Origin of the sequence: Acidovorax sp., from assembly GCF_046291265.1 — a bacterium.
GTDB lineage: Bacteria > Pseudomonadota > Gammaproteobacteria > Burkholderiales > Burkholderiaceae_C > Acidovorax.
This window is the reverse complement of sequence record NZ_JBKBTV010000008.1, coordinates 1-16,768: the sequence shown is the minus strand read 5'-3', so window position 1 is coordinate 16,768 and position 16,768 is coordinate 1. Positions and strand designations below refer to the sequence as shown.

General features: G+C 66.2%; 14 protein-coding genes. 13 read left to right on the top strand and 1 reads right to left on the bottom strand.

All coding sequences use genetic code 11. The features are described from left to right. Positions 1-5: 5 nt before the first annotated feature. The 3 genes from ACK41V_RS04925 to ACK41V_RS04915 all read left to right on the top strand — a co-directional run bounded on the left by ACK41V_RS04925 (position 6) and on the right by ACK41V_RS04915 (position 4,636). Entirely contained in the window at positions 6-1,217 is a 1,212-nt protein-coding gene (locus ACK41V_RS04925; RefSeq protein WP_409778634.1) for a helix-turn-helix domain-containing protein, read from the top strand. Positions 1,218-1,361: 144 nt separating this feature from the next. After that, positions 1,362-3,098, top strand: a complete 1,737-nt coding sequence (locus ACK41V_RS04920) for a GMC family oxidoreductase (RefSeq protein ID WP_409778631.1) — start codon at positions 1,362-1,364, stop codon at positions 3,096-3,098. 56 nt (positions 3,099-3,154) lie between these two features. Continuing rightward, positions 3,155-4,636, top strand: coding sequence for a benzaldehyde dehydrogenase (locus ACK41V_RS04915; protein ID WP_409778628.1), 1,482 nt, complete (start codon positions 3,155-3,157; stop codon positions 4,634-4,636). Here ACK41V_RS04915 and ACK41V_RS04910 read toward each other — a convergent pair whose 3' ends face one another. Further along, positions 4,637-5,311, bottom strand: coding sequence for a Crp/Fnr family transcriptional regulator (locus ACK41V_RS04910; protein ID WP_409778626.1), 675 nt, complete (start codon positions 5,309-5,311; stop codon positions 4,637-4,639). 141 nt (positions 5,312-5,452) lie between these two features. Between ACK41V_RS04910 and ACK41V_RS04905 the strand changes: the two genes are divergently transcribed. The 10 genes from ACK41V_RS04905 to ACK41V_RS04860 form a co-directional block, all read left to right on the top strand. Continuing rightward, entirely contained in the window at positions 5,453-6,385 is a 933-nt protein-coding gene (locus tag ACK41V_RS04905) for a 3-keto-5-aminohexanoate cleavage protein (protein WP_409778623.1), read from the top strand. Positions 6,386-6,430: 45 nt separating this feature from the next. Beyond that, the gene (locus tag ACK41V_RS04900) at positions 6,431-7,423 is read left to right on the top strand and encodes a Bug family tripartite tricarboxylate transporter substrate binding protein (RefSeq protein WP_409778833.1); all 993 of its coding nucleotides are present in this window, start codon (positions 6,431-6,433) and stop codon (positions 7,421-7,423) included. 11 nt (positions 7,424-7,434) lie between these two features. After that, positions 7,435-8,376, top strand: a complete 942-nt coding sequence (locus tag ACK41V_RS04895; RefSeq protein WP_409778621.1) for a 3-hydroxyacyl-CoA dehydrogenase NAD-binding domain-containing protein — start codon at positions 7,435-7,437, stop codon at positions 8,374-8,376. A gap of 76 nt (positions 8,377-8,452) precedes the next feature. Further along, on the top strand, positions 8,453-10,252 hold the full coding sequence (locus ACK41V_RS04890; protein WP_409778618.1) for a feruloyl-CoA synthase: 1,800 nt from the start codon (positions 8,453-8,455) through the stop codon (positions 10,250-10,252). Between the two features lie 198 nt (positions 10,253-10,450). Beyond that, positions 10,451-10,963, top strand: a complete 513-nt coding sequence (locus tag ACK41V_RS04885; protein WP_409778615.1) for a sigma-70 family RNA polymerase sigma factor — start codon at positions 10,451-10,453, stop codon at positions 10,961-10,963. 17 nt (positions 10,964-10,980) lie between these two features. Further along, positions 10,981-12,018 (top strand): FecR family protein, encoded by a 1,038-nt coding sequence (locus ACK41V_RS04880; RefSeq protein WP_409778613.1) that lies wholly within the window; start codon positions 10,981-10,983, stop codon positions 12,016-12,018. Between the two features lie 156 nt (positions 12,019-12,174). Continuing rightward, complete coding sequence (locus ACK41V_RS04875; RefSeq protein ID WP_409778611.1) at positions 12,175-14,607, top strand: TonB-dependent siderophore receptor; 2,433 nt, start codon at positions 12,175-12,177, stop codon at positions 14,605-14,607. Positions 14,608-14,667: 60 nt separating this feature from the next. Beyond that, positions 14,668-15,318, top strand: coding sequence for a nickel uptake transporter family protein (locus tag ACK41V_RS04870; protein WP_409778608.1), 651 nt, complete (start codon positions 14,668-14,670; stop codon positions 15,316-15,318). A 195-nt stretch (positions 15,319-15,513) separates the two neighbouring features. Next, positions 15,514-16,158, top strand: a complete 645-nt coding sequence (locus tag ACK41V_RS04865) for a hypothetical protein (RefSeq protein WP_409778605.1) — start codon at positions 15,514-15,516, stop codon at positions 16,156-16,158. Between the two features lie 71 nt (positions 16,159-16,229). Then, positions 16,230-16,768 (top strand): biotin/lipoyl-binding protein (locus ACK41V_RS04860; protein WP_409778831.1); only part of this gene is annotated, 539 nt, incomplete at its 3' end.

Below are 16,768 nucleotides of genomic sequence, written 5' to 3'. Positions count from 1 at the left end.
CGGCCATGCCCAACCCGCGCACAGGCCCACCCGCACAGCTGTTCTTCTCCACCCCGGAGCAGCGTGCTGCGCTGGCGCGCGAGCGCTTCTTTGAAGAGGGCGATCAGCCCACGGGCCTGGTGAACGATGCCGTGCTGCAGTCCTGGTCGCGCTGCAATGCCGCAGGCAAGCGCACGGGCGACCGCATCACCGCAGAACCTGTGAGTTCACTGCGCCTGGATGCCGCACTGCGGCACAGCCGGCTGCTGCGTGCTGCCGCATCGCCCGGCCTGTCGCGGCTGGAGACGGCGCTGGCCGGCACGGCCAGCCAGATCCTGCTGACCAATGCGCAAGGGATGATCATCTGCATCGGCCAGCGCTCGCCCTGCGCTGCAGAGTCGGCCCTGCCGGCCCTCGCACGCCTGGGCATGGACCTGTCGGAGAGCACGCTGGGCACCACGGCGCCGGGCATCGTGAGCGCCACGGGCAAGGGCTGCTCCGTGCTGGCCAACGAACATTTCAACGAAGCCATCCTGGGCGTCCAGTGCGCGGCTGCACCCATCCACGACGTGGAGGGCCGGCTGGCCGGCGTGCTGGACCTGTCGGTGGAGGGCCGGGGCTTCGGGTTTGACGCCTACACCCTCATTGCATCCTATGCGCGGGACATCGAGAACAGGCTGCTGCAGCTGCAGTCCGACGACATGCTGGTGCTGGCCTTCCATGCCGATGCAGGCCTTCTGGGCACACCGCTCGAAGCGCTGGCCGGTATCGATGGCCAGGGCACGGTGCGCTGGACCAATGGCACGGGCGCACGCCTGACGGGCGCGGAACGCGGCCTGCCCGCACTGGACGTGTTGGGCTGCCCGTTGCATGCCCTGGTTGCCCTGGCGCGCCATCCGGGGCCCCACGCACTGCGCCTGCCCAACGGGCTTGCCGTGTGGTGCAGCGCGCGGCTGCAGGCACCCGATGGCGCTGCCGCGCTCACGCCCGCACCGTTCGCACCGCCTGCGCAGGTATTGCCCCCTGCGGCCCTGCCGGAACAGGATAGCACTGCGCAGCCCGCCACACCGCTGACGCTCGAACAGGCCCAGGCCGAGAGCATCGCGCGTGCGCTGGAGTCTGCGGGCGGCAAGGTGGCGCGCGCGGCCCGGGCGCTGGGCGTGTCGCGCGGGGTCATCTACCGGCACCTGCAGCGCAACCAAGGCGTGCCTGCCCCTTCCAGCGGCACTCCGACCTGAGCAAGCTGTTCCGGATCGGAACACTTTGCCTGCGGGTTTGTCCTGAGCTCGCAGCCATGCCCGCGTCTTCCTAGACTTCCTGGCACGCAAGACAGCGTGTACCGGGCACCTTCAGCGCCCGCATACCAGGAACAGGAGACACGCATGTACCACCCATCCCAACCACCCGATGCCCTTGCCCGTGGCGATGCCATCGACGCCGCCGAAATGGCGCTGGCACGCGGGCGCATCGACCGGCGCCGCTTTGTCCGCTGGGCGCTCACGGCCGGCGTCTCCATGACCGCCGCCTGCACCATGGCCGACAAGGCCGTGGCTGTGCGCGACAACCAGCGCGCCCTGAACCGTGCGCTCACCGACGAATACGACTACATCATCTGCGGTGCCGGCAGCTCGGGCTGCGTGGTGGCGCACCGCCTGACACAGGACTCCACGGTGCGGGTACTGCTGATCGAAGCGGGCGGCACCGACGACGTGGATTCGGTGAACGACCCCGGCGTGTGGTTCACCAACCTGGGCTCGCCGCTGGACTGGTCGTTTGCGACCACGCCCAACGCCCACCTCAACAACCGCGTAGTGGCGCAGCCGATGGGCAAGGCGCTCGGTGGCGGCAGCGCCATCAACGCCATGGCCTATGTGCGCGGCCACCAAAACGACTTCGATCACTGGGCCAGCGAGGCGGGTGACGAAGCCTGGTCCTACCGCAGCGTGCTGGCACTCTACAAGTCCATCGAGGACTGGCAGGGCGCACCCGACCCACAGTGGCGCGGCCAGGGTGGCATCTTCTGGGTGCAGCCCGCCAAGGACCCGAACCCGATTGCACCGGCCATGGTCGACGCCGCGCGCGGCGTGGGCATCCCTTCATTTGCCGACCACAACGGCCGCATGATGGAAGGCCCGGGCGGCTGCGCCATCGCCAACACCACCATCAAGGACGGCCGCCGCCACGGCGTGGCGCGCACCTACCTGTACCCGGCCATGGACCGCCCCAACCTCACGGTGCTGACGGGTGCCGAGGTGCAGCGCGTACTGCTCAAGGGCCGCAGCGCCGAGGGGATCGAGGTGCTGCACCAGGGCGGCCTGCGCCGCATCCGCGCGCGCCGCGAGGTGATCCTGTCCACCGGTGCGGTGAACACCCCGCGCATCCTCATGCACTCGGGCATCGGCGACGAGGCCGAACTCCGGGCCAAGGACATCCCCGTGGCGCACCACCTGCCGGGCGTGGGCCGCAACTACCACGACCACCTGCTGCTGGCCGGTTGCCTGTGGGAGTACCCCAAGGCCATACCGCCGCGCAACAACGCGGCCGAGTGCACCTTCTTCTGGAAGAGCGACGCGAGCCTGCCCACGCCGGACCTGCAGCCCTTCCAGATCGAGATCCCCTACGCCAATGAGATCACGGGCAAGCAGTTCCCCATGGCCGAGAACGCCTGGTCCATCGCGCCCGGCCTGGTGCGGCCGAAGAGCCGCGGGCGGCTCACGGTACGCTCCAACAAGCCGTCCGATGGTGTGGTCATCGACGCCAACTTCCTGTCCCACCCCGACGACCTCAAGGCGCTGGTACGGGGGGTGGCCCTGTGCCGCGAGATCGGCAACTCGCGCGAGATGCGCGAGTTCGTGAAGCGCGAGGTCATGCCCGGCCCGCTCAAGGGCGCGGACATGGAGAACTTCATCCGCAATGCGGCGGGCACCTACTTCCATGAGGTAGGCACCTGCCGCATGGGCCGCGACCCCCTGGCCGTGGTGGATGCACAGCTGCGCGTGCGCGGCATCGACCGCCTGCGCGTGGCGGACGGCTCCATCATGCCTGCCGTCACCACCGGCAACACCATGATGCCCTGCGTGGTCATTGGCGAGCGCATGGCCCAGATCCTTCGCACCTGAACCGGTGCAGCTCCTTCTTCTCCTTCCCTCTTTTCAACCGACAAGGAACCCGCAGCATGGACGCAAGCACTACCCCCACCCCCATACCTACCTCATCGGCCTGGGCCGGCAAGATCTACGGCAACGGCTGGCAGGCCGCCCACGGCGGCACGCTGGAGGTGCGCGAGGCCGCTACTGGCGCCCTGCTGGCCACCGCAGGCCTGGCAGACCGCGAGGATGTCGATGCCGCGCTGCAGCGTGCCAGGAGCGCAGGCGCAGCCTGGGCAGCCACTCCCTTCGACCAGCGCGCCGCCGTCATCCGCCGCGCCGCTGCGCTGCTGGAGGCACGCGCGGCCGAGTTCAACCACTGGAACGTGCGCGAGTGCGGCTCCATCGAGCCCAAGGCGCAGTGGGAGCACCAGGCGACCGTGGAGCAGCTGTGGATGGCTGCGGCCCTGCCCATGCAGGCCGATGGCCTGCAGTTCCCCTCCAGCATGCCGGGGCGCACCAACACCTGGCGCCGCGTGCCCGTGGGCACGGTGGCCGTGATCGCCCCGTGGAACTTCCCGCTGCTGCTGGGCATGCGCTCGGTGGCGCCGGCCCTGGCTCTGGGCAACGCGGTGGTGCTCAAGCCGGATGTGCAGTCGGCCATCACCGGTGGCCTGCTGATGGCGCAGCTGTTCGAGGATGCGGGCCTGCCGCCTGGCGTGCTGCAGGTGCTGCCCGGCGGCGCCGAGACAGGCGATGCGCTGGTGCGCCACCCGCTGACCGACATGGTCTCCTTCACCGGCTCCACGGCCGTCGGCCGGGGCATTGGCGAGGCCTGTGGCCGCGCGCTGAAGAAAGTGGTCCTGGAGCTGGGCGGCAACAACGCCATGATCGTGCTGCCCGACGCCGACCTGGATGGCGCGGCCTCCTGCGCCGCCTGGGGCGCCTTCCTGCACCAGGGACAGATCTGCATGCAGGCCGGGCGCCATCTGGTGCACCGCAGCGTGGCCGAGGCCTATGCCCAGAAGCTGGCTGCGCGTGCAGAAGCCCTGGTGGTTGGCGACCCGGCCCGAGGCCCCGTGCACCTGGGGCCGCTGATCAACGACCGGCAGATGGCCAAGGTGCACGGCATCGTGCAGGCTTCTCTCTCCGCAGGCGCGAAGCTGCTCACGGGAGGCACCCATGAAGGACGCTTTTACCGTCCCACCGTGCTCACGGGCGTGACGCCGGACATGCCCGCGTTCCGCGAAGAGATCTTCGGCCCCGTGGCGCCCATCACCGTGTTCGACACCGACGAGGAAGCCGTTGCCCTGGCCAATGGCAGCGAATACGGGCTGGCTGCCGCCATCCACAGCGCAGACCTCGGCCGCGCGAGCGCCCTGGCCAGCCGCCTGAAGACCGGCATGGTGCACATCAACGACCAGCCGGTGAACAACGAGTTCCAGGTGCCGTTCGGCGGCATGGGCGCATCGAGCAGCGGCGGGCGCTTTGGCGGGCCGGCCAATGTGGAAACCTTCACGACGACGCAGTGGGTGAGCACGCTCGCGCGGCCCATCACCTACCCGTTCTGACTATTCGACATAGCGCCGCAGCCCCGGCAGGTCGAGCACGGTGATGCCGCCGTACTCGATCTGCAGGATGCCCGCCTCCTGCAGGCGCTTCAAGGCCGCATTGCAGCGCTGGCGCGAGACGCCCGTGAGGTTGGCGATCTCCTCCTGCGAGATCTGCAGGTGCCGGTCCATGCCGGGGTAGAGAAACGGGTGGAAGAGGCCGGCCAGCGCGCGCGCCACCTGGCTGTCGGTATCGAGCAGGTGGTGGGCAGTGAAGTTGCCCAAAAACCAGTGCATGCGCTCGTTGATCTGGCGCAGCAAAAAGTGGTCAAAACTGCGCTGGGTGGCATGCAGCCAGTCAAAGGTGTCCACGGGCAGCAAAGCCACCCGGCTGGGGCGCAGCGCAATGATGTCTGCCGTGCGCGGCACACCACGCAGCAAGGTGCCTTCGCCAAACCAGCTGCCAGCCGACAGGCCCCCCAGCGTGACAGAGCGGCCATTGTCGGATGTCACCGTCCACTTGAGCAGCCCGTCAATGGCGCCGTACCAGTGCACCGGTGTATCGCCGCGACGGCACAACGCGCCCCCTTGGGGCACATCGACCTCCTTCTGCTGCGCTGCATCGCCGAGCACGGGAAACCATGCCGATGTCTTGAGCAGTGCAGTGATGTTTGGCGAAGCCAGTTTGACCAGCATGGTGAGCGTTCTCCTGTATGCCCGGCCCCCTAATACGACGGGCCAGCGTATACCCTGAGTCCAAATGTCATCGCGATGACTGAGTGTGTGGGCACTAAAAAAAATAATGGCCAGCACTACCATTTTCTACCAGCCCACGCCATGACCAAGCGCAAAGTCATCGTCACCATTGCTCCCACGGGTGGCATGGCCCACAAGGCACAAAACCGGCACCTGCCCACGCAGCCGCACGAGATTGCGGATGACGTGGAACGCTGCTGGAACGCGGGCGCCAGCGTGGTGGCCATCCACGCTCGGCGGCCTGACGATGGCGCCACCTGCAACGCAGACATCTACCGCGACATCAACACCCGCATCCGCGACCAGGGCTGCGACATTGTCATCAACAACTCCACCGGTGGCGGTGTGCATGGCGACATGGTCAAACCCTTGACGGACGGCCGCTGGGAGATCGCCTGGGAAGAGCGCATCAAGGGCATGGATGCGGGTGCCGAGATGTGCACGCTGGACGCCACCACGCTCAATCTGAGTTTTGATGGCCGCGAGATATTGATGGACACGCCGCTGAGCAAGGGGCGCGAACTGGCCATGGGCATGAAGGCGCGTGGCATCAAGCCCGAGTGGGAGGTGTTCAGCCCCACCCATATCCTGCAGGACACCACCACGTTGATCGAGGAGGGGCACGACGATGGCCCTCATTTCATCAACCTGGTCATGAATGTGCACCGCAGTTTTCAGAACGCCATGCCGTATTCGCCCCGCTACCTGCAGATGATGGTGGACACCTTGCCCAAGAACAGCCTTTTCTGCGTGAGCGGCATTGGCCCGTCGCAACTCGAAGCCAATGTGGCGGCGTTGTTGCTGGGCGGCCATGCGCGCGTGGGCCTGGAGGACAACCTGTACTTCCGCCAAGGGGAGATCGCCACCAATGTGCAGCTGACGGAGCGCATCGTGCGCATCATCCGCGAGCTGGACATGGAGCCCGCGACGCCCGCAGAGGCGCGGGCGCTGATGGGGCTTCCCCGCGCCCAGGGCGCGCGCCCCGCATTCGCTGTCGACTCAACTGTTTTTTGAAAATGTTCTTGCGTTCAACCACCCAGAAAGAGGAGACCAATGATGATGCACACACGCCGCCAATTCATGAATCACGTGGGATGCGCTACGGCGCTTGGCGCTTTGGCCCCCATAGCCAGCTGGGCCCAGACCATTGAGCAGGTCAAGATTTTTTATGGCTTTCCGGCGAGCAGTACGGATGACAACGTGGCGCGCAGGGTGGGTGAAAAGCTGGCCGGCTCTGCCTACACGCGCAATGCCGCCGTGGTGGAAAACAAGCCCGGGGCCGGTGGCCGCATTGCGCTGGAGTCGCTCAAGGGCGCCCCTGGGGACGGCAGTGTGCTCACGCTGTCACCTTTCTCTTGCACGTCGATCTATCCCCACATCTACAGCAAGCTCAGCTACGACCCCACCAAGGATTTTGTGCCGGTGTCCATTGGCGCTGTCATGCACCATGGCCTGGCTGTGGGCCCGCTGGTGCCAGCATCGGTGAAGACGGTGAAGGACTTTCTGGCCTGGGCCAAAGCGAACCCCGGCCAGGCCAACTACGGCTCGCCAGCAGCAGGGTCTACCCCGCATTTCATCGGTGCACTGCTCGGGTTGAACAACGGTGTGGACCTGAAACACGTGCCCTACCGCGGTTCCATCCCCGGTGTCACCGATGTGGTGGGTGGGCAGATCGCGTCCATGGTGACGCCCAGCGGGGACTTCATCCCCAACCACAAGGCAGGCAAGCTGCGGCTGCTGGCCACGTCCGGCAATGCACGGTCGCCGTTCTCTCCCGAGGTGCCGACCTTTGCCGAGCAGGGTTTCCCCGAGCTGACCACCGAAGAGTGGTTTGGCTTCTATGCGCCTGCCAAAACCCCTGCGGGGATGGTGACTGCAGCCAACGCAGCGATCAATGCGGCCATCAAAGAGAAATCGGTCATCGACAGCCTCGCGGTGGTCGGATTGATTGCCCGGGGTTCCACCCCTGCCGAGATGCAGGCCTCTCAGCAGGCAGAGTTTGAGCGCTGGGGTCCGTTGGTCAAGAAGATCGGCTTCACCGCCGAGTCCTGAGAAAGCGCGCTATGGCTTTGAATGTGAAACGGGTGGCCGTGGTGGCCACGGGGGTGATTGGTGCCAGTTGGGCCGCGTATTTTCTGGCACGCGGGCTGGATGTGGATGCGACCGATCCCTCGCCGGGTGCTGAGCAGCGCCTGCGCGATGCCGTGCACGCACATTGGGCCGCACTCACGCAGCAAGGCCTTGCACCAGGCGCCAGCATGGACCGCTTGCGCTTCCATGCGCAGATGGAGAGTGCCCTGGAGCACGCCGACTTTGTGCAGGAAAGCGGCCCTGAGCGCATTGACTTCAAGGTGGAGCTGTTTCGCAGGATGGATGCGGCAGCGCCCAAGCACACCCTTCTGGCCTCCAGCTCTTCGGGTTTGTCCGTCACCGCCATGCAAAGCGCTTGCCAGTTTCCGCAGCGGGTGGTGCTGGGACATCCGTTCAACCCACCCCACATGATTCCGCTGGTGGAGGTGGGTGGCGGGCTGCAGACCTCGCCGCAGGCGATTGAAGAGGCCATGGAGTTCTATGCTGCCATCGGCAAACGACCCATCCACGTCAAGCGCGAAATCAAGGGCCACATCGCCAACCGGCTGCAAGCAGCGCTTTGGCGCGAGGCGTTTCATTTGGTGAACGAGGGCGTGGCCAGTGTGGCGGACATCGATACCGCCATTGCACAAGGCCCTGGGCTGCGATGGGCGTTGATGGGGCCGTTCATGAATCTGCATCTCTCAGGGGGAGAAGGCGGGATCGCTCACCTCCTGGACCATTTGGGCGGGCCCATTGAAGACTGGTGGCGCGATCTGGGTGCGCCGTTGATGAGCGCCGACCTGCAGCGCCAAGTGGTGGAAGGGGTCGCGCAGGAGCTGGGGGAACGCAATACCAGCGACTTGACCCGTGCCAGGGATGCCCTGCTGATTGACTTGCTGCGGGCCAAGCAATCGTCTGGGGTATTGGACTGAATCCGGGGAACGCCAGGTACGCCGCCTGGAGCGTGCGCACATCGACCTTCATAAAAATCGCTCAAGAGACAAAACCATGTACCCCGCATTCCTCGACGACGAAACCCAGATGGCACCGCCGCGCACGGTGCTGATGCCCTATGAAGACGGGTCTTTTACCTTGCGCTCGCCGGAGGCATTGGGGCCCTATAAGCGGTGTGTAGGTGACTGGCTGGAGCACTGGGTGCGCGAAACGCCAGAGACCTTGGCGTTGGCGGAACGCGACGAACGTGGTGAGCAATGGCGGGGTCTGACCTATGCCGAACTGCGCACCCAGGTACGCGCGGTCGCCCAGTCTCTGCTGGACTTGGAGCTGCCTGCCGGACAACCCATCGCCATTCTTTCTGACAACGCTGTGGACCATGCCGTGCTCATGCTGGCGGCCATGCACGTGGGGATCACGCCGTGCTCGCTGTCGAGCGCGTATGCGCGGTCCCAAGACTCCAGCCGGTTGCACAGCATGCTGTCGGCCTTGCAACCCAGCCTGGTGTATGCGTCGGACGCCACGGTCTACGGGCCCGCATTCACAGGCTTTGCGAGCAACGCGGTCCAGGTGTTCAGCCGCCATGCAGACGCCTGCCCGGGCAGCCTGCCGTTTCAACAGTTGCTCGATGGCAAGGAGACACCCGCAGTGCAGCAGGCATTTGACGCGATTCGTCCGGACGACCATGCCAAGTACTTGCTCACCTCGGGCTCTACCGGCCGCCCTAAGGTGGTCATCAACACCCACCGCATGCTCTGCGCCAACCAGCAGATGATGGCGCAGACATGGCGCTTTCTGGCCCACGAAAAGCCCGTGTTGGTGGACTGGCTGCCCTGGAGCCACACCTTTGGCGGCAACCACAACCTCAACATGGTGCTGTGTCACGGGGGCACGCTCTACATCGACGAGGGCCGCCCCGTGCCGGGGCTCATCGAGAAGACCGTGCGCAACCTGCGCGACGTGAAACCCACCCTGCTGTTCAACGTGCCCCGCGGGTTTGACATGCTCCTGCCCGCTTTGGAGGCTGATGACACCCTGGCCGCTGAGGTGCTGTCCCGCATGCGCCTGGCTTTCTATGCAGCGGCTGCGCTGGCGCCGTCTACCTGGCAGCGGTTGCAGGCGGTGGCGCTGCGCGTTCGACCCGCGCAGCCCCTGTGGTTGACCACCTCCTGGGGCGCGACCGAAACCGCCCCGGCCGTGACCACCGCGCACTGGCAGCTCGAAGGCGCGGGCTGCATCGGTGCACCCTTGCCGGGGCTGGAGCTCAAACTCGTGCCCAACGGCAGCAAGCTGGAGATGCGGGTGAAAGGCGTTTCGGTGTTCTGCGGCTACCGCAATGCCCCGCGCGAAACGGCTGCTGCGTTCGATGATGAGGGCTTTTACCGCATTGGCGATGCGGGCTATCTGGTGGACGCCACACGGCCCGAGCGCGGCGTGGTCTTCAACGGTCGCGTGGCCGAAGACTTCAAGCTGTCCAGCGGCAGCTGGGTGTCGGTGGGCACCTTGCGGGTCGATCTGGTGTCGGCGTTGGCCCCGCTGGTGCAGGACATCGTGCTCGCCGGCCACGACCGGGATGAAGTGGGCATGCTCGTTTTTCCGTCCGCTGCGGGGGCGAGCGACCTGGGGGCTCTGCATGCCGCGTTGCGCAGTGCCATGCAAACGCGGCGCAGCGGCGGAGCGGGGTCGTCCCAATGCCCCACACGTGCGCTGGTCATGTCCACGCCACCCGATCCTGATGTGGGCGAAATCACCGACAAGGGCTATATCAACCAAGGTGCGGTGCTGTCGCGCAGAGCGGAGGCGGTGGCGGCGATGTATGCGACGCCTCCCAGCGGAGACGTCATTCTTGGGTGAAATGACGGGTGCAACGCAGTGTCTTTGGCGGTCAATGCCTGAAGCAGCCGAATTACAATATTGAGAATTATTCTTATTAAATAGCCAGGGGCCAGCCACCGCCACGCCCTCAGCCGCATCGCCCCCGACCCCGTGCCGGGGCCCTGGAATCTGTTCACCAGACGATGAACCGATTTCTGCCGACCGGCTGTGTTCCCCGTGGTTGTCCACTATTACCAAGAACTACTGAACTACTTTGCCCGCATGGTGCGCAGCCGCGATGGCGCCGCCGACCTGGTGCATGAGGCCTACGCGCGGGTTCTGGCGTTGCAGCAAACCGGGCAAGTCATCCACCAGCCCCGAGCACTGCTCTATCGCACTGCGCGCAACCTGCTGATCGACCAGCACCGCCGCAGCGCAGTGAGGAGCCATGGTGGGGAGGCGGAAGAAACTCCACTTCTCGATATCGCAGAAATCCCCGCCCCTGCGGAGGATGAACCTGAGGTGGCTGCCACCTCTGCACAGGGAATGGCGTCGCTCATTGCCACCATTGACGGGCTGCCCCTGCGCTGTCGGGAGGCTTTCATCCTGCACAAGTTCGATGGGCTGTCACAGGCCCAGGTGGCGGTGCAGATGGGCATCTCCCGCAAGATGGTGGAGCAGCATATCCAGCGGGCGATGGTGGCGTGCCGCCAATGCCGCGCTGCCAACGAGGGCGGGGAGCAAGCGTGACACCAAACATCCCATCCTTGACCGCCGCAGACCACATCGCGCTGCAATGGTTTGTGCGCGGCGTTGGCACCCTCGACCCGGAAGACCGGCGCGCCTTTGACGATTGGTGGGCCGCGGACCCTTCACATGCCGCTGCCTGGGCGCGCTGGGCAGAGGATTGGAGCCAGCTGGACGCTCTGCCCGCCGAAGGGCTGCAGCACTTGCGACACCGCCTCGCCCAAGACAAGGCCCGGGCCGCAGCCCATCGGCCCTGGGGATCCCCATTGCGCTTTCTGACGGGAAGACTGCACCGAGCCTGGGGCAGACCGACGTTCGCCCTTGCATCGCTCTGCCTGGTGGTGGCGAGTGGATGGCTGGGTTGGAGCCATTGGCAGCAGCAACCGGTGTTCGTGCAGACAGTCGCCACGGGGTTTGGTCAACAGTCAGAAGTGCAGTTGCCCGATGGCAGCACGCTGCGGCTGGACACCCACACCCGGCTCGATGTCACCTTCCGCCGCCAGCGGCGTGAAGTGATCCTGCCGGAAGGCCAGGCTTTGTTTCGGGTGCAGGGCGATACAGCTCGGCCGTTTGACGTGGTGGCCGGGCCGCTGCGCATCACCGTGGTGGGCACCCGGTTTTCTGTGCGCCACACGCCAGGCGTGCCGGGTGAAGAGGGCGTCCGCATTGCGGTGGAAGAAGGCCGCGTGCGGGTGGCGCGCTCTAACGCTGCAGATCCCACCGCGGTGGTGGAGCTGACCGCAGGCCAGCAGGTGTCCAGCAATGCGGCTGGTGTGCTTGGGCCTGTGGCGGCGGTAGCGCCTGCAGGCATCGCGCCCTGGCGCGACGGCCGGGTGAGCTTTGACGACACGCCGCTGTCCCAGGCGTTGGCGGAGTTTGAGCGGTATGGCGCGAGCCGCCTCGTGGTGCGGGACGCCAGCGTGGCCGCGCTGCGCCTGACGGGCACCTTCGACCCACGGCGCCTGGACAACTTCATGCGGGCCCTGCCCAAGGTGTTGCCCGTGCAGTTGCGCACGCAGGGCGACACCACAGAAATCATCGCCGCGCCTTTGCCATAGGGGGGGCGGCCGCGCTGCGGGCAGGCCGCTGCGGCTGCATGGCCGCGAGTGCGCGATGAAAAATAAATTTTGAACCGACCTAGGGGGCTGGCAGTTCGATGCGTCTACATGAGAAGGCTTCTTATTCAAGATTTGTTTTCCAGGGAGATTTCGCAGATGCATCGCTTCAACTTTCGGCCCGCTCCGTTGGCCTTGGCCGTGGCGCTGGGCTTGGCCGCCGTGGGCGCTCACGCCCAGGTCGCACCCACCGCACAAGGCGCCGCGGGGCTCAGCATTGCGGCCCAGCCCTTGGCACAGGCGCTCAACGATCTGGCGCGCCAGACCCGCATGGAACTCATGGTCCAGCCCACCCTGGTGGCGGGCCGGTCGGCCCCCGCCGTGGCGGGTACGCTGACGGTGAACGAGGCGCTGGGCCGTCTTCTGGCAGGCACCGGCCTGGTGGGCGTGATCGAGGGCTCCACCATTCTGGTGCGCCGTCCGCCGCCAGCCAGCCAGGGGGAGACCAGCCTGTCGGAGGTGCGGGTGCAAGCCCAGGCAGAGCGCAGTGCGTTGACCGAGCACACGGGTTCCTACACCACGTCTCTGGCGGGCACTGCCACGCCGCTCGGGCTCAGCCTGCGCGAAACGCCGCAGTCCGTCAGCGTGATCACGCGCCAGCGGATGGAAGACCAGGGCCTCACGCAGCTGTCAGAGATTGCCGCGCAGACCGCGGGTCTGGTGGTCAGCCAAAGCGGCAACCAGGGGTCTGACACCTCGCCCATCTATGCGCGGGGTTTCACGGTGGACACCTACATGGTGGACGGCGTGCGGCAGGTGGACTCCAACTACACCGACATCTTTCAGACCAACGACATGGCCATGTTCGACCGCGTCGAGGTGGTGCGGGGCGCCACGGGCCTCATGAACGGCCTGGGCACGCCCGGCGCGGCCATCAACCTTATCCGCAAGCGGCCCACCGCAGACTTCCAGGCTGCGGTGAGGGCGGAGGCAGGCTCATGGGATCATCGCCGTGTCGAGGGCGATATCTCTGCGCCGCTGAACGAGGCCGGTACGGTGCGCGGGCGCCTGGTGGCCGCCGCGCAGGACAATGGTTCCTACATCGACCGGCTCAAGGAAAGCAAGCGTTTGCTCTACGGCGTGGTCGAGGTGGACCTCGCGCCGCGCACGCAGTTGCTGGCCGGTGCGTCTGTGCAGCACCACGATGCCACAGGCCATGCCCGAGGTGGCCTGCCTGCTTACTACGCTGATGGCTCACGCGTTCAATGGGCGCGGTCGGATTCGGCGGCACCCTCCTGGGCGTACTCCAAACGCCACAACACATCCCTCTTTGCATCGCTCGAACATCGGCTGGACGGCGACTGGCGCATCAAGGCCTCGGCCAGCCGCACCCAAAGCCACTATGACGAACTGGTGGGGTACGCCAGCGGTGGCTACCCGGACCGGGCCACCGGCGCAGGGGTCACGGTCTGGGCGGGCCGCTGGTCCGCCAAACCCACACAGGACAGCCTCGATGTGCAGGCCAGCGGCAGCTTTGACTGGCTGGGCCGCAAGCACGACCTGGCGGTCGGTGCACAACTGGCGCGCACCACCTACTTTGACCCCACCTACACCAACTGGTGGCATGACGGCTGGAGCAGCGCCGTGCCCAACATCTACACCTGGAACGGCAACTTCCCCGCAGCTCCCAATAACCCCAGCGTAGGCACCTACAGCTCGGACGAGCGCCTGAACAGCGCCTATGCCACGGCGCGTTTTAAGCCCCTCGACCCCCTGTCGATCCTGGTGGGTGCGCGGGTGACGAACTGGAGCCGCTACCAGACCGACACGTCCTTCAGCACCAGCACCACCACGTTTACCGACCGCGCGGAATCCGGCGAACTTACCCCGTATCTGGGTCTGGTGCTTGACCTGGGCGCCCACTGGTCCACCTACGCCAGCTACACCAACATCTTCAAACCGCAGAACAACAAGACCGTCAACGGCGACTACCTCGACCCCCAGACGGGCGACAGCTTTGAGGTGGGTGTCAAAGGCGCGTTCATGGGCGACCGGTTGAATGTGGGAGCGGCGGTGTACAAGGCGCGGCAAGACAATCTGGCCGTCTCGCTGCCCAACGTGTTTGCGCCCGATGGATCGCAAGCCTATGAATCGATGTCGGGCACCAGCACGCGCGGTTTTGAAGTGGAAGCCTCGGGCGAACTGCGCCCCGGCTGGCAGCTGGCCGCCAGTTTTGCCCGCAACCTCACTCAGGACCGCAATGGCGGGCGTTTGCTCACCAATGTGCCGCAGAACACGGCCAAGCTGTTCACCAGCTACCGCATTGCCAGCATCGGCAAGGGCCTGACGGTGGGCGGCGGCGTGCGCTGGCAGAACGCCATCTACAGCGACAACCAGGGCCCATCACGGGTTCGGTTCACCCAGCCCAGCTATGCAGTGGTGGACCTGATGGTGCGTTACGCCGTCACCTCCACCGTGGCGGTCACCGCCAATCTCAACAACGCGCTGGACAAGAGCTACTACACCACCACCGGCAATTCGTACTACGGCGCCCCCCGCAATCTGCGTGTGGGTGTGGACGTGCGGTTCTGATCGGCGCGCGCGCGCCCGGCCGTTGCCATTTGGCCTTCTACTCAAATCAAAGGAATCTCCATGCTCAAGAAATCTCTCGTCGCACTCTCGCTGCTGTCCACCGCACTGTCGGCCAGCGCCCACCAGCTGTGGCTGGAACGTGACGCCACCGGCCCCGTGCGCGTTTATGTGGGTGATGCGGATGCCGAGCACGACCGCGGCGAAGAAGTGGCCAAGCTGGCTGCCACCACGCAGGTCTTCACGTCGGACCGCACGCAAACCGCCAAGCTCACCGTGAAGGAAGACCACCTCGAAGCGGCTGTGGCCACCGCGGGTGATGTGCGCCTGGTCAACGACCAGGTCTGGAAGCCCTGGAAGACCAAGGACGGCACCTTCCAGGCCGCTGTGTTCAATGCGCGCGCGGGCCGCGCTGACACCAGCGCAGTGCTGGACTACGAACTCGTGCCTGTGGCGCCCAACAGCAACACCTTCACCGTGCTTTTCAAGGGCAAGCCCTTGCCGGGCAAGGCCGTGACCGTGATCACGCCGGGCAAGTGGAGCAAGGGCTTCAAGACCGATGCCGCAGGCCGCATTGACGTGCCCGTGCAGGGCAAAGGCCGCTATGTGCTCATCAGCGCCCACACGGTCGATGCAGTGGGTGACGTAGTCATCGCCGGGCAAAAGGTGCACAAACTCGGCTACACCGCCACGCTCAGCTTCGTGGCTCCATAAGTCCGCGACAGTGCTCTGGCGCTCCGTGTGAGCGCCGGTGCCGCCACGTCAGGCTCTGCCCAGCCCCGTTCGCCACGGTCTCGCCGTGGTGCGCGCCAGCGCCTGCACGCCTTGCTTCCCATCGACCGCAAGGGCGCCCTTTCTGGCCTTTGCGTCACCTCTGCATTACCCGCATACCCCGCCTTTCGCCCGACCATGTTCACTTCTGCCCTGAAATCCTCCTTGCTGGCTTGTTCTTTGGTGGTGGCCCACCAGGCGGCGCTTGCTGACGCGCTTTGGCTGGAGCGGCATGCCACCGGCGCCCGCGCCCATTGGGGCGAGCAGGGTCAACGCAGCCCGGCGTTGCCCACGTTGCTGGCACCGCGCGCCTATCTGGCCGATGGCAAGGACCTGCCCATCACACCGCAGGCCGCCTACATCGACGTCTCGCTGGGGGATCGGCAGGCCAGTGCCACCGCAACGCCCGCCGATCTGCGCTTCGTGGCCAGTCGCGTCAGCCCGCAGGGTGTGCTCACCTATTACCAGGCACGGCTGGGACGGCAAGAGACCCGTGCAGTCAATGACCTGGAGCTGGTGCCCACGGCCGCAGGTGGCAACACCTTCAAGCTGGTCTGGAAGGGCCAGAACGTGGCCGCCACCCAAGTGCATGTAGAAACCAGCGCAGGCTGGCGCCGCACGCTGGCACCGGGTGCGGACGGCACGGTGCAACTGGAGACGCCTTTCCCCGGCCAATACGTGCTGGAGGTGACGGCCCGGGTCAACGGGTCTGCCACGGTGGAGGGCAAAAAATACGATGACGTGCGCCACACGGCCACGCTGAGTTTTGAGGTGCCCCGCTGATGGCGCAGCACCTGTCTCGGCGCGCAGGCCGAATGCTTCGCGTAGCCGGTGTGCTGGCCTTGCTGGCGGCAATGGCTGCAGCAGGCTGGTGGTGGAGCCGCCAGCCCGCCGTGCTGTACGACACCGTGCCTGTGGCGCGCGGCGACATCGAAGCCACCGTGAGCGCCATCGGCACCCTGCAGCCGCGCCGCTATGTGGATGTGGGTGCACAGGTGTCCGGCCAGATCCTGCGGTTGCATGTGCAGCCGGGCGCCGAGGTCAAGAAGGGCCAGTTGCTGGTGGAGATTGACCCCAGCGTGCAGCAAGCCACGGTAGATGGCGCCCGCGCCGCGCTGGCGGGGCTGCGCGCACAACTGGCCGAGCAGCAGGCGCAACACCGCCTGGCCCAGCAACAACAGGCGCGCCAGCAACAGCTGGAGCGCGAAGGCGCCACCCGCACCGAAGACCTGCAGGTGGCCGAGGCCACGCTGGCGTCGGCGGCTGCGCGCACCGACCACCTCAAGGCGCAGATTGACCAGACCCAGGCCAGCCTGAAGGCCGACGAGGCGCGGCTGGGCTACACGCGCATCTACGCCCCCATGGCGGGCACCGTGGTGGCGCTGGAGGCGCG